This window comes from Streptomyces coelicoflavus (genome assembly GCF_045041415.1).
GTDB lineage: Bacteria > Actinomycetota > Actinomycetes > Streptomycetales > Streptomycetaceae > Streptomyces > Streptomyces coelicoflavus.
The window spans coordinates 233,322-250,715 of record NZ_CP108218.1; the positions used below are offsets into that span (position 1 = coordinate 233,322).

Here is a 17,394-nt window from a genome sequence, read left to right on the forward strand (position 1 = left end):
TCGGAAGTCCGCGTCCCTCAGGCCAGTTGGACGAGGAGGTCGCCGCCCTCGACCTGCTGGATGGGGTTGATGGCGAGCCGGGTCACCCGGCCGGACTTCGGCGCGGTGATGGACGCCTCCATCTTCATCGCCTCGATGGTGGCCACGGTGGCCCCGGCCTCCACCTCGTCGCCCTCGGCGACGGCGAGGGTCACCACGCCGGCGAACGGCGCCGCGACGTGGCCGGGGTTCGCCCGGTCGGCCTTCTCCGTCACCGGGACGTCGGTGGCGGCCGACCGGTCGCGGACCTGGATGGGGCGGAGCTGCCCGTTCAGGGTGGACATCACGGTGCGCATGCCGCGCTCGTCGGCGTCGCCGACCGCCTGGAGCTCGATGAGCAGCCGGACGCCGGGATCGAGGTCGACCGTGTACTCCTTGCCCGGACGCAGCCCGTAGAAGAAGTCCTTGCTGTCGAGGACGCTGGTGTCGCCGAACGAGGCCCGGTGGGTGTCGAACTCCCGGGCCGGGCCGGGGAACAGCAGCCGGTTGAGCGTCGCCCGCCGGTCCTTCTCGAGACCGTCGCGGTCGTCCTCGGACAGCTCGGCGAGCGGCCTGGCCTCGGCGCGGCCCCGCAGCGCCTTGGTGCGGAAGGGCTCGGGCCAGCCGCCGGGCGGGGTGCCCAGTTCGCCGCGGAGGAAGCCGACGACCGAGTCGGGGATGTCGAACCGGTCGGGGTCCTGCTCGAAGTCGGCCGGGGAGACACCGGCACCGACCAGGTGCAGGGCGAGGTCGCCGACGACCTTGGAGGACGGGGTGACCTTCACCAGGCGGCCCAGCATCCGGTCGGCGGCGGCGTACATGCCCTCGATGTCCTCGAAGCGGTCGCCGAGGCCGAGCGCGACGGCCTGGGTGCGCAGGTTGGAGAGCTGGCCACCGGGGATCTCGTGGTGGTAGACGCGGCCGGTCGGGGAGGCGAGGCCCGCCTCGAAGGGCGCGTAGACCTTGCGGACGCTCTCCCAGTACGGCTCCAGGTCGCCGACGGCCTGGAGATCGAGTCCGGTGGGCCGGTCGGTGTGGTCGGTGGCGGCCACGATCGCGGACAGCGACGGCTGCGAGGTGGTGCCCGCCATGGACGCCACGGCTCCGTCGACGGCGTCGGCGCCCGCCTGGATCGCGGCCAGGTAGGTGGCGAGCTGGCCGCCCGTGGTGTCGTGGGTGTGCAGGTGCACCGGCAGGTCGAACTCCCGGCGCAGCGCGGAGACCAGGGTCGCCGCGGCCGGGGCCCGCAGCAGTCCGGCCATGTCCTTGACCGCCAGCACATGGGCACCGGCGTTGACGATCTGCTCGGCGAGCCGCAGGTAGTAGTCGAGGGTGTAGAGCCGCTCGGAGGGGTCGGACAGGTCGGCGGTGTAGCAGAGCGCGACCTCGGCGACGGCGGTGCCGGTCTGCCGTACCGCCTCGATGGCGGGCCGCATCTGCTCGACGTCGTTGAGGGCGTCGAAGATGCGGAAGATGTCGATGCCGGTGGCGGCGGCCTCCTCCACGAAGGCGTCGGTCACCTCGGTCGGGTACGGGGTGTAGCCCACGGTGTTGCGGCCGCGCAGCAGCATCTGGAGGCAGATGTTGGGCACCGCCTCGCGCAGGGCGGCCAGCCGCTCCCACGGGTCCTCGGCGAGGAAGCGCAGGGCGACGTCGTAGGTGGCGCCGCCCCAGCACTCCAGGGACAGCAGCTGGGGCAGGGTGCGGGCGACGACGGGCGCCACGGCGAGCATGTCCCTGGTGCGCACCCGGGTGGCGAGCAGCGACTGGTGGGCGTCGCGGAAGGTGGTGTCGGTGACGCCGATGGTGGACGACTCGCGCAGTCGGCGGGCGAAGCCCTCGGGGCCCAGCTCGGTGAGCAACTGGCGGGAGCCGGCCGGGGGTTCACCGGCGGGTGCGGCCGGCAGCTTGGTCAGCGGGTCGATCAGCTCGGGCCGCTCGCCGTGCGGCTTGTTCACCGTGACGTCGGCGAGGTAGGTCAGCAGCTTGGTGCCGCGGTCGGCGGAGTGCCGGGCGGTGAGCAGGTGCGGGCGCTGCTCGATGAAGGAGGTGGTGACCCGGCCGGCCTGGAAGTCGGGGTCGTCCAGGACCGCCTGGAGGAAGGGGATGTTGGTGGCGACGCCGCGGATGCGGAACTCGGCGACCGCACGCCGGGCCCGGTTCACGGCGGTGGTGAAGTCCCGTCCCCGGCAGGAGAGCTTGACCAGCATCGAGTCGAAGTGGGCGCTGATCTCCGTGCCGGCGTGGGTGGTGCCGCCGTCGAGGCGGATGCCGGAGCCGCCCGGCGAGCGGTAGGCGCTGATCTGCCCGGTGTCCGGGCGGAAGCCGTTGGCCGGGTCCTCGGTGGTGATCCGGCACTGGAGGGCGGCGCCGCGCAGGGTGATGTTCTCCTGGGCGAGGCCGAGGTCGGCCAGCGTCTGGCCGGCGGCGATGCGCAGCTGGGACTGGACCAGGTCGACGTCGGTGACCTCTTCGGTGACCGTGTGCTCGACCTGGATGCGCGGGTTCATCTCGATGAAAACGTGGTTGCCGTCCCGGTCGACGAGGAACTCGACGGTGCCGGCGTTGCGGTAGCCGATCTGCCGGGCGAAGTTCACGGCGTCGGCGCAGATCCGCTCCCGCAGGGCCGGGTCGAGGTTGGGCGCGGGCGCCAGCTCGATGACCTTCTGGTGGCGGCGCTGCACGGAGCAGTCCCGCTCGAAGAGGTGGATGACGTTGCCCTCGGCGTCGGCGAGGATCTGCACCTCGATGTGGCGGGGTTCGACGACCGCCTTCTCCAGGAAGACGGTGGAGTCGCCGAAGGCGGACGCGGCCTCACGGGAGGCGGCCTCGATGGCCTCGCGCAGCTGGGCGGGCTCCTCGACGCGGCGCATGCCGCGCCCGCCGCCGCCCGCGACCGCCTTGACGAACACGGGGAAGCCGACGTCGTCGGCGGCGCGCACGAGTTCGTCCACGTCGGTGGAGGGCGCGGAGGAGCCGAGCACCGGTACGCCCGCCTCGCGGGCGGCGGCCACGGCACGGGCCTTGTTGCCGGTCAGTTCGAGGATCTGGGCGCTGGGTCCGACGAAGGTGATCCCGGCCTCCTCGCAGGCGCGGGCGAGTTCGGGGTTCTCGGACAGGAACCCGTAGCCCGGGTAGACGGCGTCGGCGCCCGCACGGCGGGCGGCACGGACGATCTCCTCCACGGAGAGGTACGCGCGCACCGGATGCCCCTGCTCCCCGATCTCGTAGGCCTCGTCGGCCTTCAGTCGGTGCAGCGAGTTGCGGTCCTCGTGCGGAAAGACGGCGACGGTGCGCGCGCCGAGCTCGTAGCCCGCACGGAACGCACGGATCGCGATCTCACCGCGGTTGGCGACCAGCACCTTGCGGAACATTCTTGATCCCTTCAGCCTGCCGGGTGACGAGACCATGGTGTCGGCGCCGCCCTCGGTACGCCATGTGAGCCGGGCCACTCCCGGCGTTGTCAAGTACCGGTGCCGTGCCGGGCGTGTCGACCGCCTTCCTCACCGCGGGACGGCGGTCAGGCGCAGGCGGATGCGGTCGAGGCCGGCCGGTGTGCGGGAGGGGGCCGCCGTGGTGCAGCCGGGCAGGCCGGCCCTGGCCAGGGTGCTCAGCAGCGCCCGGGGGCCGCTGTCGAGGTAGGTGGTGAATCCGGCCAGGCGCAGCGCGCGCAGCGTCCGGTGGAAGGCGAGCGGCTCGGAGAGGTGGGCGGCCGCCACCGTGCGCAGCTGGGCCGGGGTGCGGGCGGGCCCCGGTGCGGCGGCCGTGTACACGGGGAGCGTGGGCGGGGCGACGGGCTGGGCGCGCAGGAGGCGCCGGAAGGCCCGCTGCACCTCGGCGAGCAGGGGGTGGTGGTAGGCCGTGCGGCTGGTCAGCGGGGTGGCGCGCCGGCCGAGCGTCCGGACCGCGCTCCGGACGGCGGCCAACTGGTCGTCGGGTCCGGCCAGGACCGTCTGGCCGGGGGCGTTGCGGGCGGCGATCCGCACCTGCGGCAGGTCCTCGGCGCGCAGCAGGTCCGCCGCCAGTTCCGCGGTCAGGTCGGTGGCCAGCAGGCCCGCCGCCGGCAGCGCGGCGTCGCGCAGCAGCCGGTCGCGGACGTGCAGCAGCCGCACGCCCTGTTCGAGTGTGACGACCCCGGCCACGGTGAGGGCCGCGAGGTCGCCCACGCTGTGGCCGAGCACGGCGTGGACGCGTGGGGCCGCGAGGTCGAGCAGGACGGTGGCGCAGGAGACGACCGCGGCGTAGGTGGCCAGGTCGAAGGCCAGGGGGTGGGCGCGTACGAGTCGGTCGGGGGCGGGTGCCGCCACGTCGGTGAGGAGACGGCCGACGGGTGGTCCGGTGCCGCCGAGTGCGCCGGTGTGGGCGTCCACCTCCCCGAGCACCCGTGAGACGGACGGGACGTCGCCCAGGTGACGCAGGGCGCCGGGGAGGTAGGCCCCCTGGCCGGGGCACATCAGCACGGTGCGCGGTGTGCCGCCGGTGGGGGCCGGGACGTTGTCCCTCATGAGGCGTCGGCGAAGGCGAGCGCGACGTTGTGCCCGCCGAAACCCATGCTCGTGGTGACGGCCGCGAGGGGTCCCGCGGGCAGGGCCACGGGGTCGCGGCCGACGACGTTCAGGCGGATCTCGGGGTCCACCCGTTCGAGGCTGCACGCGGGCGGTGCGGTTCTGTCCCGCAGGGCGAGGACGGTGAGGACCGCCTCGATGGCGCCGGCGGCACCGAGGGTGTGTCCGAAGGCGCCCTTGGTGGCGCTGACCGCGATGTCGTCCGCCTTCCCGGCGAAGACGCTGTGCAGCGCCTGGGCCTCGCCGAGGTCGCCGAGCGGTGTGGAGGTGGCGTGGGCGTTGACGTGCCGGATCTGCTCCGGGAGGAGGCCGGCGTCGCGCAGCGCGGCGTCGACGGCGGCCGCGCAGCCCGTTCCGCCGGGCGCGGGCTGGGCCACGTGGTGGCTGTCGTTGGTGATGCCCGCTCCGGTCAGCCGGCCGTGGACGCGGGCGCCGCGGGCCGCGGCATGCCGGGCGCTCTCGACGACGAGCATGCCGGCCCCCTCCCCCATCACGAAACCGTCCCGGTCGGCGTCGAAGGGTCTGGACGCCCCCTTGGGGTCGTCGTGGCGCCGGGAGAGCGCCCGCAGTCGCGCGAACCCGGCCAGGGCGAGCGGGTGCAGCGCGGCCTCGGCGCCGCCCGCGACCACGAGGTCGGCCCGGCCGTCCCGGATCATGCCGAGCGCCTGGGCGAGGGCCTCGGCCCCGGAGGCGCAGGCACTGACCGGGGCGTGCACCCCTCCCTTGGCGCCCACCATCAGCCCCACTTCGGCGGCCGGGTGGTTGGGCAGCATGACCGGGATGGTGCGCGGGCTCACCCGCCCCGGTCCCTGGTCCTGGAGGCGGCGGTTCTGCTCCAGGATGCTGGTGAGACCGCCCAGCCCCACCCCGACGACCGCGGCCACCCGCGAGCCCTGCGCGGCGAGCGCCGACACGTCCGGGAACCCGGCGTCTCGGACGGCCTCCCGGGCGGCGACGAGGGCGAACTGCGCCGCCCGGTCGCAGTGCGCCGCCTTGGCGGACGGCAGAGCTGCCCCGGGGTCGACCGCGGCCGGGGCCGCGAGGTACACCTGCGCGGGCCCCTCCGGCTCCGCGAAGTCGACGCGCTCGACACCGCACACGCCGTCGAGGAGGGCCCGCCAGGTGGCCGGGACGTCTCCGCCCAGCGCGGTCGTCAGTCCCAGCCCCGTGACGACGGCGGCCCGGTCCTCCGGGGCCGGGTCGGCCGCGTGCCGTGGGCTCACGCGGTGCCGCCCGTGGGGGCGGCGACGGCTTCGGCGAGGTGCTCGGCGATCTGCCGCACCGTCGTGAGCCGTTCCGCCTGCTCCTGCGGCACCTCGATCTGCCAGCGGTCCTCGATCGCGGCGACCAGTTCCAGTCGGGCCAGCGAGTCGACGCCCAGGTCGTCCTGGAGGGAGGAGTCGGGTCCGATCTCCTCCACGGTGAGGTCCTCGACCGTGGCGGCCAGCAGGTCCCGTACTTCCTCGAGCAGCTGTCGTTCGTCGGCGGTGGGCGGCATGTCCGGTTCCTCCTCGGTCCGTGCACGGCGCACCCGGGGGCGGTGGGCGGGAGGACCCGGTCCCCTCGGGTGCGCCGGCGGTGTCCGGCGATCTGCCGGTCGCACGCCGACAGGCTGTCCGGCCGTCCGGCGCGGCAAGCGCCGGGCCGGGGGTGACGGCGGTGCGTCGGGGGCACACCAGGGGGTCGTGCGGGCCCCCCTGTCCTTCTTTCACTGTGAAGCGCCCCGCCGCGGACCGAGGGTGCCGGGCGGCGGGCGCGTAAGGGGCGGGTGGTGATGGCGCCGCGGTTCCTCAACGGACTTTGGCGGCTCCTTTAAGGCTTTCTGAAGATGACCTTCGAAGGCCGTTTCCACGCCGGTCGCGTCCTAGGCTCTCGAACACCCCCCACAGTCCCGGTGGGCGCGGTCGCGTCCACCGGGTACGGGGGTTCCGTCAGCCGACCGACAAGCCGAGGTGTCCTGCGCATGGGTTCCCGCCGAGCCGCTCGCCCGTCCCGCTCCCACGCCCGTCCCCGCGGCGGGCTCAGGACCCGCGGTACCGCGCTGGCCCTCGGCGCCGTCACCCTGACCGCCGGCGTCGGCATCACGCTGGCCGTCACCGACGGCGACGACGGCGGGGCCTCGGACCGGGTCACGGCGAACGCCGCGGACCGGGCACCGAACGCCGAGGACGCGGCGGGCGGTGCGGCACCGCTCGCGTCCGCGTCGGCGAGCCCGAGCGTGACGGCGAGCGGTTCCCCGAGCGAGAGCGCGGAGCCGGAGAAGAAGCCGAAGAAGACGGCGAGCCCGACGACCAGCGCCGCCAAGGCGCCCGCACCCGCGTCCAAGACGCCCGTCAGGGCCACCAAGAAGAGCGGCGGCGACGGGTCGGGCGGCAACGGGTCGTCCGGCGGCGGCAGCGGATCGGCGGCGGGCAGCGGATCGGGCTCGGGTTCCGGCACCGGCTCCGACTCCGGCGCGACCGGTGGAGCCGAGGCCCAGGTCCTCGCGCTGGTGAACGAGGAGCGGGCCGCGGCGGGCTGCTCCCCGGTCACCGCGAACGACAGGCTGACCCGGGCGGCGGACGACTACAGCGACGTCATGGCGAGCAGCGGCGTGATGTCCCACACGGGCCCCGACGGCTCCACCATGGCGAGCCGGGTCGAGGCCGCCGGCTACCAGTGGTCGACGCTGGGCGAGAACATAGCCCGGGGCCAGGCGGACGCCGCCTCGGTGATGGACTCCTGGATGAACAGCCCGGGACACCGGGCGAACATACTCAACTGCTCCTTCAAGGAGCTCGGCGTCGGCGTCCACTTCGGCGACGGCGGCCCCTGGTGGACCCAGGACTTCGGCACCGGCCGCTGACGGCGGTCACCCCACCACCCGCCGAAACCCTCGCTCCCCCTGCGACACGCCTACCGTTGCCCGTTGCCGCCCGCACCCGCGTCCGCCAGGGCGAACGACACCCGCACCCGCGCGCCCCCGAGCGGCGCGCGGGTGATCGTCAGTTCGCCGTCCGCCGTACGGGCGGCCCGGGCCACGATGTCCAGGCCGAGCCCGGTGGAACCGCCGACGCTGACGCCCCGGGTGAGTGCCGCCTCCGGATCCGCCACCCCGGGTCCGGCGTCGTCGACGGTGAGGTGCACGTGCCTCTCCCGCCGTTCCACGCGCACCAGGAAGCGGGTGCCCCGCGGGGTGTGCCGGAAGACGTTGCCGATCAGGGCGTCGACGACGGCGGCGAGGTCGTCCTCGGGAAAGGCCACGGGCGCCGGACGCGGGGTGAGGGAGCGCTCGAACGGCCGCTCCTGCTGGGTGGCGAGCACCGACCAGAAGTCCAGGCGCATCGCGACCACCTCGGCCACGTCGCACGGTTTGGACACACCCGCACCGGCCCCGGCGACCTGCGCCGACGCCAAGGGGGTGCGGGCCGCCGCGATGATCGAGTCCAGCTCGCGCTCGAGCTGCCCCGCCGCCTCCGTGACCCGCCGCGCGCTCGGCGACGCGCCCATCCGGTCGGCCTCCAGGTAGAGGGCGGTCAGCGGGGTGCGCAGCCGGTGCGAGAGGTCCGCGACCAGTTCGCGTTCGACGGCGAGCAGGTCGACGACCCGGTCGGCCATGGTGTTGAACGCCACGCCCGCCTCCTGGAGCTCCGGTGGGCCGTCCGGTTCCACCCGTACGCCGAGGTCGCCGGAGCCGAGGGCGAGCGAGGCCCGCTTGAGACCGCGGGAGGAGCGGACCACGCGGGCACCCAGCCGGTCGGCGACCAGCACCGAGCCGCCCACCAGGCCGACGGCGAGCAGGGCCATCACGCCCCACGAGGCCGTGACGCCCCGGGTGAGGTCCGCGGCCGGCACGTAGGCCTCGACGACCGCGACCCGCTCGCCCCGCAGGACGACGGGCTGGAGGTACGCCCAGCCGTGCGGAGTGTCCACGGCGAGCGTCTCGCGCCCCCGTACGGCCCGGTCGAGCGCCTCCTCGGGCGCGTGCGGGGTCCCGACGAAGCCGCCGTCGGGCAGCCGTACGACCAGTTGGTCGGCGGAGCCGAGTTCCGCGACGGCCTGCTGGACGTCGGCGCGCCGGGTGGTGAGGGCGAGCACCGGCGAGAGGGCCGCGGCACGCTGCTCGGCGGCGGTGGTGACCCGGTCCCGGGCCTGCTCGCGGACGAGGAGGGCGAGCGGGATGAGGAAGGACAGCGCCACCATCGAGGTGACGGCCAGGGCGATCCCGGCGAGGGCACGTCTCATGGCGCGCTGACCAGCTTGATCCCGATGCCCCGCACGGTGTGGAGGTAGCGGGGCTTTCGCGCTTTCTCGCCCATTTTGCGGCGGAGCGCGGAGAGATGGACGTCCACCGTCTGGTCCTCGACGTACGGCTGCTGCCACACCTCGGCGAGGATGCGCTGTCGCGAGATGACCTGGTCGGCGTTGGCGGCCAGGTAGGCGAGCAGGTCGAACTCGCGCCGGGTGAGGGGGAGTTCCCGGCCGGCGAGGTGGGCGGTGCGGGCGGTGGGGTCGATGCGCAGGTCGGCGACCTGGAGGACGGGCCGCCGTACGGCCCTGAGGTCGTCGGGTGTCGAGCGGCGCAGCACGGCGGCGAGCCGGGCCGCGAGCTGGCCGCCGGAGAAGGGCTTGACCATGTAGTCGTCGGCCCCGGCGTTGAGCAGCCGGATGATCTCGGACTCCTCGTCCCGGGCGGTGGCGACCAGCACCGGGACGCGGGATATGCCCCGGATCATCCGCAGTACGTCGAGGCCGTCGAGGTCGGGCAGCCCGAGGTCGAGCACGACGATGTCCGGCGGGCTCTGGGTGATGTCGCGCAGCGCCTCGAAACCCTGGTGTGCGGTCTTCACCGCATAGCCGTGTCCGGTGAGGACCTCGATCAGCGCGGCCCGGATCACAGGGTCGTCCTCGACGACAAGTACGGAGGCCATGGGCAGGCACGTTAGCCGGTCCGTCACTATGGTGTCGTGTCCCGCCTCCTGCGCTACCTGATCATCTGGCTGTCCTGCACGGCGGCCAGTGTCACGGCCGTCATCATCACGATCCACTTCGTGGTGGGCTCGACCCGGCCGACGGCGCCGGTCGCGCAGACGGCGCCGAAGGAGCTCCCGGCCTCACCCCGGCCGACCGTCTCCAAGACGGTGAAGCCCTCTCCGTCCCCGTCGCCGACCAGCCGGAGGCCCAGCCCGCCGCCGTCCCGCACCGGCGAGAAGCCGCCGGAGCCCACCCGGACACCCACGCCGACGCCGACGCCGAGCCCCAGCACCACTCCCCCGCGGCCGCCCACGGGCGGGGGCGACCAGGGATGCGAGGAGGGCGGGGCCGGCGTGTACACGGTGCCGTCCGAGGGCGGCAAGGCGACCGTACGGTTCGGTGGCGGCGGGGTGTGCCTGATCTCGGCGGTGCCGAACCGGGGCTTCACGGTGAGTACGGAGCAGGGCGCGCCGCAGACGCTGAAGGTGACGTTCACGGCGAGCCGTCACCGCTCGGAGATCACCGCGACGACACAGCCGCAGAGCCGGGCCGACGTCCGCGAGGTGTCGTGGTGACGTTCCTCACCCGCGCCCTCCGCTCGGTCAGGGCGTGGCGCAGGCCGCCCCGTCGAGACTGAACGCGGCCGGTGCGGTGTTGGTGGCGCCCTTCTGCGCGGTGAAGCCGAGGGTGACCGTGCCGCCGGCCGGGATGGTGGCGGTGTAGGAGGCGGGGGCGACGCTCACCGCGCCGGCGTTCTGGGTGGCGGTGCCGCCCCACATGTGGGTGATGGTCTGGCCGTCCGGGAAGGCGAAGGCGAGCGTCCAGGGGGTGATGGCGGTGCTCCCGGTGTTGCGGACGGCGATCTCGCCCTGGAAGCCGCCGGGCCACTCGCCCACGACGCGGTATCCGACGGAGCAGGCACCGTCCGGGGTGCCGCCGCCCTCGTCGGTGGTGACCTCCACGGCGGCGGACCGGGCGGAGCGGTTGCCGGCCGCGTCGCGGGCGTAGACGGCGAAGGTGTACGTGGTGCCGGCGGTGAGGCCGGTCACGGTGGCGGTGGTGGTCGTCGAGGCGGCGGTCCGGGTCTCGGTGCCGTCGTCGACCCGGACGACGTCGTAGCCGGTGACCGCGGTGTCGTCGGTGGCGGCGGTCCAGCCGAGCGTGACGGAGGTGTCCGTGACCGCGGTGGCGCCCGGTGTGCCGGGAGGCGTCGGGGCCTGCGTGTCGTCCGGGGCGCCGTCGGCGTAGACGGTGGCCTCCTTCGAGGTCTGGGCGATGCCGTTGACGCCGTGGAAGATGCGTTCGCCCCAGTCGCTGAGCCTGCTCGGGTCGAAGTCGGTCGCCAGGTCGAGGACCGGGTCGGTGTTGCCGCTCCACGACCAGGCCAGGTAGCCGAGTCCGAGCTGTTCGGCGGTGGCCATCATGGTGTCCTCGTCGGGGTCGCCGTACTGGTCGGCGGGGCCGCCGAACTCGCCGATGAGGAGGGGGAGTCGCGCGTCGACGAAGGCGTTCAGGTAGTCGGTGATCTCCTGGGCGGTGTCGAAGACGCTGTACATGTGGATGGAGAAGATCAGGTTGCCGGTGGGGTCGGCGTCGTAGACGCTCTGCGCGTTGGCACGCATGACGCCCTGCCAGTCCTGGCCCCAGTTGGGCGCGTCCACCATGACGGTGTGCCGGAGTCCGGCGGCGCGCAGCTTCCCGATCGCGGCGACGGTCGGCTCGGTCCAGCCGGCGGGGTCGGTGTTGCCCCAGGGCTCGTTGCCGATGTTGACGACGACGTAGTCCTCCTGGCCGGCCAGCACGTCCTTGAGGCCGATCCAGTAGTCGGCCGCGTGGTCGAGGGTGCCGGCCGCGGTGTCCTCGCCGTACCCGGTGGTGTCGTGCACCTCCAGGACGCAGATCAGCCGGTTGGCCTTGCACTGCTCGATGACGGCGGCGACGTCCTCGGGACCGTTCTCGCTCCAGCGGTACCCGTCGGAGAGGACGACCCGGACGCTGTTGGCGCCCAGTGCCTTGACGTCCGCCAGCGACTGCGTCTCGGCGGGGTACCAGGTGTGGGCGTGGTTGACCCCGCGCATCACGAAGTCGTTGCCGTTGCCCTCGAGGAGCCGGCCCTCACCGATGTGCAGGCCGGCCGCGGGCGCGGCGGCCGACCGGTCTCCGGCGGTACCGGCCCCGGGCGACTGGGCCACGGCCGCCCCCGGGGCCAGGGCGCCGACGACGACCAGCGCGACCAGCGCGGCCAGGCCGGTCAGGAGGCGGGCGACGAGCGTCTTCGGGGCTGGTGTATCGCGTCTTGCTGTGCGCACGGCGACTCCAACTGGGGTAGTGCGGACACGGGCGACGACGGGAAGAGACGTGTGGGAGCGCTCCCACACGACCGGCACACCATGAAACTCATCGCGCCGCGTACACGTCAAGGAGTCCGGCAGAAAACGCTTGCCAGGCCGGCCCGGCTACTGCGGCAGGCACTGGTCGGCCGGTGGTTTCCTGCGCTCGCCCTGGGGTGTGAAGGTGAGGGAGCCGTGGAACGGGCCCTCGCCGAAGCGCACCGCGAGGAGCAGCGGTTGCTCGTGGTCGGGCGGCCACCCGCCGGGCTCGGAGTCGCTGCCGTTCCACAGGTGGAACAGCACCATCGGCCGCTCCGGGTCCCTGCCGAGGTAGCCGAGCGTCTTGCCGTAGCGCGGGTTGGGGCTCCCGAAGAGCACCGAGGGAGCGCCGAACTCCGCCGTCACATCCTCCCACGTGCGGTCTTCCCGGGCCCACTGCCGGACCCGGGCCGTGAGGGACGCGTACTCCTCCTGTCCGAGGACCCGGTCCGGCTCGAGCCAGCCGCTTCGCTGCGCGAACTCCGCGTACACCGAGGCCATGCCGTACTCGTAGTTCCGCCCGGGTATCACCTCGCGGAAGGCCCCGGTGATACCGGTGGCGGACCAGAGACCACGGTCCTCCCAGTCCTGCCGCTGCCGGGCGAACGCCTCCGGCCGGCCTTCGACGAACAGCAGGTGCTCCAGCAGGATCCGGAGGGCCAACTCGCCCCCGAACATGCCGGTCTTGCGGAGCGCCTGGTTCAACTGGTCGACGAGGTGGGCGTGTATCTCCTCGGCGGTGGCGAGCGAACGGGAAGGAGTCATACACGCATTCTCTCGCGGCGCGCGGGGCGCGAGGCGGGGGGGGAGGAGGAGGCTCCTGTCACACATTCCCGGGCTGCGCTGTCAGTAGGGCGTAACGACCACTCGAACGACCGGGAGAACCTGATGGAACCGCGTCTCGACTTCTTCGGCAACCCCTTCGCGGGCAAGATCCTGAAGCACATCAACTCGGCGGCCAGGACCGCCTCCGAGTCGGGCGTGCCCACAGCGACCCAGGAGCTCGTGAAGATCCGCGCCAGCCAGATCAACGGCTGCGGCTTCTGCACGGACATGCACACCAAGGACGCCACCGCCGCCGGTGAGACCCAGCAGCGGCTCAACCTGATCGCCACGTGGCGGGAGGCCACGGTGTTCACCGAGGCCGAGCGTGCCGCGCTGGAGCTGTCGGAGCAGGGCACCCGTATCGCGGACGCGGCGGGCGGCGTCACGGACGAGGCCTGGGCCGGCGCGGCCAAGTACTACGACGAGGACCAGCTCGTCGCGCTGCTCTCCCTCGTCGCGATCATCAACGCGTACAACCGCATCAACGTGATCAACCAGCAGCCCGCCGGCGGCTACCGGCCCGGGCAGTTCGGCTGACCCGCACCGCCCGCCCGGCCGGCCCGTCCGGCCGGGCCCGCACCCGGTCCGTGGACGAGACGTCCCGGGGCTCGCTCCGGGAGAACAGGACGGCGCTTCGTGCCGGTTGTAGTGTGGGGGGCCTCCAGGCCGGAAGGAACGTCCATGCACGCCGGGGACGACGTCGACGCCCTCGAGAAGGCGACCGAGGACTTCGTCGCGGCGCGCCCGCGACTCTTCGGCATCGCCTACCGCGTGCTCGGCAGCACGGTGGAGGCCGAGGACGTCCTCCAGGAGACGTGGATGCGGTGGCAGAAGGCCGACCGCGCCGGGGTGGTGGAGCCGGCGGCCTTCCTGGCCACCATGACGACCCGGCTCTCGATCAACACGGCCCGGTCCGCCCGGGTGCGGCGGGAGACGTACGTCGGGCCCTGGCTCCCCGAGCCGGTCGACACGAGCGCGGATCCGCAGATGGGTGCCGAGCGGGCGGAGGCGGTCGAGCTGGCGGTGCTCCACCTCCTGGAGAAGCTCAACCCGGTGGAGCGGGCCGCGTACGTACTGCGGGAGGCGTTCGACTACCCCTACGGCCAGATCGCCGAGATGCTGGAGACGAGCCCCGCCAACACCCGCCAGCTGGTGAGCCGGGCCCGCAAGCACCTGGCCGCCGAGCGCGGCGAGCGGGTCGGCGCGTCCGAACACCGGCGTCTGCTGGACGTGTTCCTCACCGCGGCGCGCACCGGTGATCTCCGGGCGCTCGAGGACGTCCTCGCCGCGGACGTGGTGAGCTACACCGACGGTGGCGGAATGCGGGGCGCGTCCAGGATTCCGGTCGTCGGCCGGTCGCGCGTCGCCAGGTACCTGGTGGCCTTCGCGCCCCGCTTCTGGCCGGGTTCGCGGGTCCGCCCGGTCGAGGCCAACGGCCGTCCCGCGGTCCTCGTCCAGGCCGGCGAGGACGCGGTGGCCCTGCTGTCCGTGGACGTCTCGCCGGAGGGCATCGACCGGATCATGTGGGTGATGAGCCCGGCCAAGCTGTCCGCCTACGCGGACTCGCCCGCCCGCTGAACGGCGGTCCGGCCGTCAGTCCACCGTCACCACGACCGAGTGCCATCCACTCGCGCCGTCGGGCACGGTGCGGGTGCGCTTCTCGGTCTGCACCTCGCCGGTGCGGTCGGTGGCCCGCACGGTGAGGTTGTGGCCGCCCTTGGTGGCCTGCCAGGCGTACGACCACTGCCGCCAGGTGTCGCGCGAGTCCTCGGCGGCCAGGGTGGCCTCCTGCCAGGGGCCGTCGTCGACGCGGATCTCGACCTTGTCGATGCCGCGGTGCTGGGCCCAGGCGACTCCGGCGACCATCACCGTGCCCGCCTTCGGCCGGGCGAAGGGCTTCGGGGTGTCGATCCGGGACTGGGTCTTGATCGGTGCCTCGCGGGCCCAGTCGCGCTTGACCCAGTACGAGTCGTAGGCGTCGAAGGTGGTCAGCTCGATGTCCTCGATCCATTTGCAGGCCGAGACGTAGCCGTAGAGTCCGGGCACGAGCATGCGGACGGGGAAGCCGTGGTCGAAGGGCAGGGGCTCGCCGTTCATGCCGACGGCGAGCATGGCGTCGCGGCCGTCCATGACGTCCTCGACGGGGCTGCCGATGGTCATGCCGTCCACGGAGCGGGCCACGAGCTGGTCCGCCGGGCCGCCTCCGGACGGCGGCCGGACGCCGCACTCCTCCAGCAGGTCGGCGAGGCGGACGCCGATCCAGCGGGCGTTGCCGGCGTACGGGCCGCCCACCTCGTTCGACACACAGGTGAGGGTGATGTCCCGCTCGATCAGCTCCCGCCGCAGGAGGTCGTCGAAGGTCAGCGTCCTCTCCCGGGCGACCCCGTCGCCGTGGATGCGCAGCCGCCAGGCCGTGGCGTCCACCTTGGGGACCACCAGGGCGGTGTCGACCCGGTAGAAGTCGCTGTTGGGTGTGACGAAGGGGCTGACGCCCGCCACCCTGACCTGTGCGCCGCGGGGCACCGCCGGGGCCGGTGAGCCGGGCGGCGGAAGGGTGACGTTCTCACGGGAGGCGACCGCCTCCCGGCCGCCCGCACCGCTCAGGGCCCGGCCCAGGACACCCGCACCGGCCGAGGCCGCGGCCGCGGCGCTCGCCGCGATCACGAAGCGGCGCCGGTCCCAGCCCTCGCCCCGCTCCGCCGGTGCCTGCCGGGGCGGTGCCGGAAGGAGCCCCACGAGGAAGTACAGGAGCACCGCGCCGGCGACCGCCCCCAGGACGGAGGGGAAGGCGTCCGTGACGCCGGCGGAGTCGGGCCTGCCGAGGGCCGCCGCGGCGCCGACGACTCCGAAGACGAGGACTCCCGCGGCGCCGGTGCGCCGGCGGCGGACGGCGAACGCGCCGAGGGCCAGGGCGAACAGGGTCAGCACGGCGAGAATGCCGAGCTGGAGCACCAGCTTGTCGTTGGTGCCGAAGGTGCGGATCGCCCAGTCCTTCACGGCGGTCGGCGTACGGTCGATCGCGGCTCCGCCCACCGCGACGACCGGGCTCGCCTGCGGGCGCAGGGCCGCCGCCGTCAACTCGGCGACGGCGAGCGCGGCGCCCCCGGCCAGGAGTCCGCTCAGCGCCCCCAGACCCAGGCGGCTCCAGGTTCCGGCCGACGCGTTCCGTGGGGTCTTGTCTTCGTCAGTCACGTCGGTAATCCGGGGCCGCGCGGCACGCGGATTGGTGACCGCCGGCGAGCAGGCGCGGCACCCGGTCCGCGCACGGGCGGGCGCCGGGACGGGCGCGGTGCCGGGTTTCAGGGAACGTCGCCCCGCCAGTCGAAGCGGCGTGCGTCGCCCGGCCTCGGGGTGTAGGAGGCCCGGCCGCCCGGCCCGTAACGGCCTATCTCCGTCGCCAGTGCCACCCCGCGGCCGCGCTCCTGTTCCGTGAGGTCCGTGACGTCCAGCAGCAGGCCGTCCAGGGGACCGCCCACCAGATGCGCGTAGACGCGTCCGGCGCGCGGTCCGGGGTTGTCGTGGTCGGCGCCGTAGACCCTGCCGCGCATGAACTCCACCTCATCCATGAGGTGAAGCCTCGCACCCGCCACTGACAACGGCCCGCGCGCGCAGGGGCGGGCCGCCGTCAGACCGGGGGTTCGTCCCGCAGTTCGAGGAGGCAGCGTGCGCCCGCCGCGGCCGTGGCGGCGCCGGCGGCACCGGAGGCGGTGGGGAAGAGCCTGCCGTAGGCGGCGGCCCGGTTCAGGGCGCCGAGCCGCCAGGCGAGGCTCACCGCACGCCGCAGCTGGGCGGTCGAACGCCCGGCGCCCGTCCAGGGCTCGAGGTAGGCGTCGCGCAGGCGCGGCAGCACCCAAGGTCCGTGGTGCTCGACGGCCCGGCGGGCGGGGACGGCGAGGCCCCCGAAGGGGTGGGCCACGACGGCGTCGCCCCAGTCGAAGAAGGTGAACCTGCCGGGCGCGGGGCGGAACAACTGGCCGTCGTGCAGGTCCGTGTGGTCGAGGGAGTCGGGCACGCCCAGGTCCGCGAGTTCCGCGCACCATTCGAGCAGGCGGGGGCGCAGTTCCCGCAGCGCGTTCAGGTCGCGGGGCGGCAGCGTGGTGGCGTCGAACCGGTCGAGGACGCCGGGCAGCGCGCCCGTGGGCACGGCGGGTACGCCCAGGCGCGCGATCGCGCTCGCGCGCGGGGTCAGGGCGTGCTGCACGGCCGCGTACTGGCGCACGAGTTCTTCCCACGCACCGGGAGCGACCGTCTCCCGTGCGAGGACGTCCCGGAAGAGCGGTCCCCCGTCGGGCAGCAGTGACCAGCCCCGGTCGGTGTGCACCGCCAACGGCCGCAGGACGTGCCCGGGGACCCAGCGGGCCAGTGCCGCGGTCAGCGCGCCCTCGAAGGCGCTGGCCGGCGGGTTCGCCTTGAACCAGACCGGGTCCTGTCCGGCCACGCACAGCCGCAGCACGACGGACCAGGGTCGCAGCCGTACCCGCCACCGTCCCGTCGGCCGGATGCCGTGGGCGGTGAGCCCGGCCCGCACCCAGTCGAGTGCCTCGGCGCGCCAGGCCGGTTCCTCCCAGGGGGTGACGGTGTCCTGGTACCGCCCCCGGTCCACGGCCACCGGCGCATCACTGAGCATCGGGCCATCCCACCATCCTGCGCCGTGCGGGGCCACC

The 17,394-nt window shown here is 74.0% G+C and carries 16 protein-coding genes; 4 read left to right on the plus strand and 12 right to left on the minus strand.

Annotated elements, in window-relative coordinates:
* Positions 1-17 precede the first annotated feature (17 nt).
* The 4 genes from OHA99_RS01025 to OHA99_RS01040 form a co-directional block, all read right to left on the minus strand.
* On the minus strand, positions 18-3,392 hold the full coding sequence (locus OHA99_RS01025) for a pyruvate carboxylase (protein WP_153181610.1): 3,375 nt from the start codon (positions 3,390-3,392) through the stop codon (positions 18-20).
* Positions 3,393-3,521: 129 nt separating this feature from the next.
* Positions 3,522-4,523 carry an ACP S-malonyltransferase gene (locus tag OHA99_RS01030; protein ID WP_405693524.1) on the minus strand — a complete coding sequence of 334 codons (1,002 nt, stop codon included), beginning with the start codon at positions 4,521-4,523 and terminating at the stop codon, positions 3,522-3,524.
* The gene (locus OHA99_RS01035) at positions 4,520-5,806 is read right to left on the minus strand and encodes a beta-ketoacyl synthase (protein ID WP_153176266.1); all 1,287 of its coding nucleotides are present in this window, start codon (positions 5,804-5,806) and stop codon (positions 4,520-4,522) included. The genes OHA99_RS01030 and OHA99_RS01035 overlap by 4 nt, the downstream gene beginning before the upstream one ends.
* Positions 5,803-6,081, minus strand: a complete 279-nt coding sequence (locus OHA99_RS01040; RefSeq protein WP_405693526.1) for an acyl carrier protein — start codon at positions 6,079-6,081, stop codon at positions 5,803-5,805. Before OHA99_RS01040 ends, OHA99_RS01035 begins: the two co-directional genes overlap by 4 nt.
* A 465-nt stretch (positions 6,082-6,546) precedes the next feature.
* Here OHA99_RS01040 and OHA99_RS01045 point away from each other — a divergent pair, with 465 nt between their 5' ends.
* On the plus strand, positions 6,547-7,428 hold the full coding sequence (locus OHA99_RS01045) for a CAP domain-containing protein (protein ID WP_381500969.1): 882 nt from the start codon (positions 6,547-6,549) through the stop codon (positions 7,426-7,428).
* Positions 7,429-7,478: 50 nt separating this feature from the next.
* Here OHA99_RS01045 and OHA99_RS01050 read toward each other — a convergent pair whose 3' ends face one another.
* Genes OHA99_RS01050 through OHA99_RS01060 form a run of 3 tightly spaced genes read right to left on the minus strand, consistent with a single transcriptional unit; the run spans position 7,479 to position 9,897 of the window.
* Positions 7,479-8,807, minus strand: a complete 1,329-nt coding sequence (locus tag OHA99_RS01050) for an ATP-binding protein (RefSeq protein ID WP_405693528.1) — start codon at positions 8,805-8,807, stop codon at positions 7,479-7,481.
* Positions 8,804-9,493, minus strand: coding sequence for a response regulator transcription factor (locus OHA99_RS01055; protein WP_007389603.1), 690 nt, complete (start codon positions 9,491-9,493; stop codon positions 8,804-8,806). Before OHA99_RS01055 ends, OHA99_RS01050 begins: the two co-directional genes overlap by 4 nt.
* Positions 9,494-9,546: 53 nt before the next feature.
* Positions 9,547-9,897, minus strand: a complete 351-nt coding sequence (locus OHA99_RS01060) for a hypothetical protein (protein ID WP_228125996.1) — start codon at positions 9,895-9,897, stop codon at positions 9,547-9,549.
* Here OHA99_RS01060 and OHA99_RS01065 point away from each other — a divergent pair.
* Entirely contained in the window at positions 9,890-10,111 is a 222-nt protein-coding gene (locus OHA99_RS01065; protein WP_153176272.1) for a hypothetical protein, read from the plus strand. The genes OHA99_RS01060 and OHA99_RS01065 overlap by 8 nt on opposite strands.
* Before the next feature lie 27 nt (positions 10,112-10,138).
* Here OHA99_RS01065 and OHA99_RS01070 read toward each other — a convergent pair whose 3' ends face one another.
* Both OHA99_RS01070 and OHA99_RS01075 read right to left on the minus strand, forming a co-directional pair.
* Positions 10,139-11,845: a cellulase family glycosylhydrolase gene (locus OHA99_RS01070; RefSeq protein WP_405693530.1), complete on the minus strand. Its 1,707-nt coding sequence runs from the start codon at positions 11,843-11,845 to the stop codon at positions 10,139-10,141.
* Between the two features lie 147 nt (positions 11,846-11,992).
* Positions 11,993-12,670, minus strand: a complete 678-nt coding sequence (locus tag OHA99_RS01075; protein ID WP_153176274.1) for a hypothetical protein — start codon at positions 12,668-12,670, stop codon at positions 11,993-11,995.
* A 123-nt stretch (positions 12,671-12,793) separates the two neighbouring features.
* Between OHA99_RS01075 and OHA99_RS01080 the strand changes: the two genes are divergently transcribed.
* The gene (locus OHA99_RS01080; protein ID WP_153176275.1) at positions 12,794-13,267 is read left to right on the plus strand and encodes a carboxymuconolactone decarboxylase family protein; all 474 of its coding nucleotides are present in this window, start codon (positions 12,794-12,796) and stop codon (positions 13,265-13,267) included.
* 144 nt (positions 13,268-13,411) lie between these two features.
* Positions 13,412-14,308 (plus strand): RNA polymerase sigma-70 factor, encoded by an 897-nt coding sequence (locus OHA99_RS01085; protein ID WP_165683630.1) that lies wholly within the window; start codon positions 13,412-13,414, stop codon positions 14,306-14,308.
* Positions 14,309-14,323: 15 nt separating this feature from the next.
* Here the strand turns inward: OHA99_RS01085 and OHA99_RS01090 are convergent, their stop codons facing one another.
* From OHA99_RS01090 to OHA99_RS01100, 3 genes are all read right to left on the minus strand, one after another.
* Positions 14,324-15,922: a molybdopterin-dependent oxidoreductase gene (locus OHA99_RS01090; protein ID WP_381547061.1), complete on the minus strand. Its 1,599-nt coding sequence runs from the start codon at positions 15,920-15,922 to the stop codon at positions 14,324-14,326.
* 107 nt (positions 15,923-16,029) lie between these two features.
* Entirely contained in the window at positions 16,030-16,296 is a 267-nt protein-coding gene (locus tag OHA99_RS01095; RefSeq protein ID WP_153176278.1) for a hypothetical protein, read from the minus strand.
* A 59-nt stretch (positions 16,297-16,355) separates the two neighbouring features.
* A complete protein-coding gene (locus OHA99_RS01100) occupies positions 16,356-17,357 on the minus strand; it encodes a phosphotransferase (protein WP_153176279.1) in 1,002 nt (333 codons plus the stop codon).
* Between the last annotated feature and the right edge of the window lie 37 nt (positions 17,358-17,394).

Excerpts from the sequence above, each read along its gene's own strand:
- OHA99_RS01030 (WP_405693524.1), bottom strand. The coding sequence starts at position 4,523 with ATGAGGGACAACGTCCCGGCCCCCACCGGCGGCACACCGCGCACCGTG.
- OHA99_RS01080 (WP_153176275.1), top strand. The coding sequence starts at position 12,794 with ATGGAACCGCGTCTCGACTTCTTCGGCAACCCCTTCGCGGGCAAGATC.
- OHA99_RS01040 (WP_405693526.1), bottom strand. The coding sequence starts at position 6,081 with ATGCCGCCCACCGCCGACGAACGACAGCTGCTCGAGGAAGTACGGGAC.
- OHA99_RS01050 (WP_405693528.1), bottom strand. The coding sequence starts at position 8,807 with ATGAGACGTGCCCTCGCCGGGATCGCCCTGGCCGTCACCTCGATGGTG.
- OHA99_RS01025 (WP_153181610.1), bottom strand. The coding sequence starts at position 3,392 with ATGTTCCGCAAGGTGCTGGTCGCCAACCGCGGTGAGATCGCGATCCGT.
- OHA99_RS01075 (WP_153176274.1), bottom strand. The coding sequence starts at position 12,670 with ATGACTCCTTCCCGTTCGCTCGCCACCGCCGAGGAGATACACGCCCAC.
- OHA99_RS01100 (WP_153176279.1), bottom strand. The coding sequence starts at position 17,357 with ATGCTCAGTGATGCGCCGGTGGCCGTGGACCGGGGGCGGTACCAGGAC.
- OHA99_RS01095 (WP_153176278.1), bottom strand. The coding sequence starts at position 16,296 with ATGGATGAGGTGGAGTTCATGCGCGGCAGGGTCTACGGCGCCGACCAC.
- OHA99_RS01045 (WP_381500969.1), top strand. The coding sequence starts at position 6,547 with ATGGGTTCCCGCCGAGCCGCTCGCCCGTCCCGCTCCCACGCCCGTCCC.
- OHA99_RS01085 (WP_165683630.1), top strand. The coding sequence starts at position 13,412 with ATGCACGCCGGGGACGACGTCGACGCCCTCGAGAAGGCGACCGAGGAC.
- OHA99_RS01055 (WP_007389603.1), bottom strand. The coding sequence starts at position 9,493 with ATGGCCTCCGTACTTGTCGTCGAGGACGACCCTGTGATCCGGGCCGCG.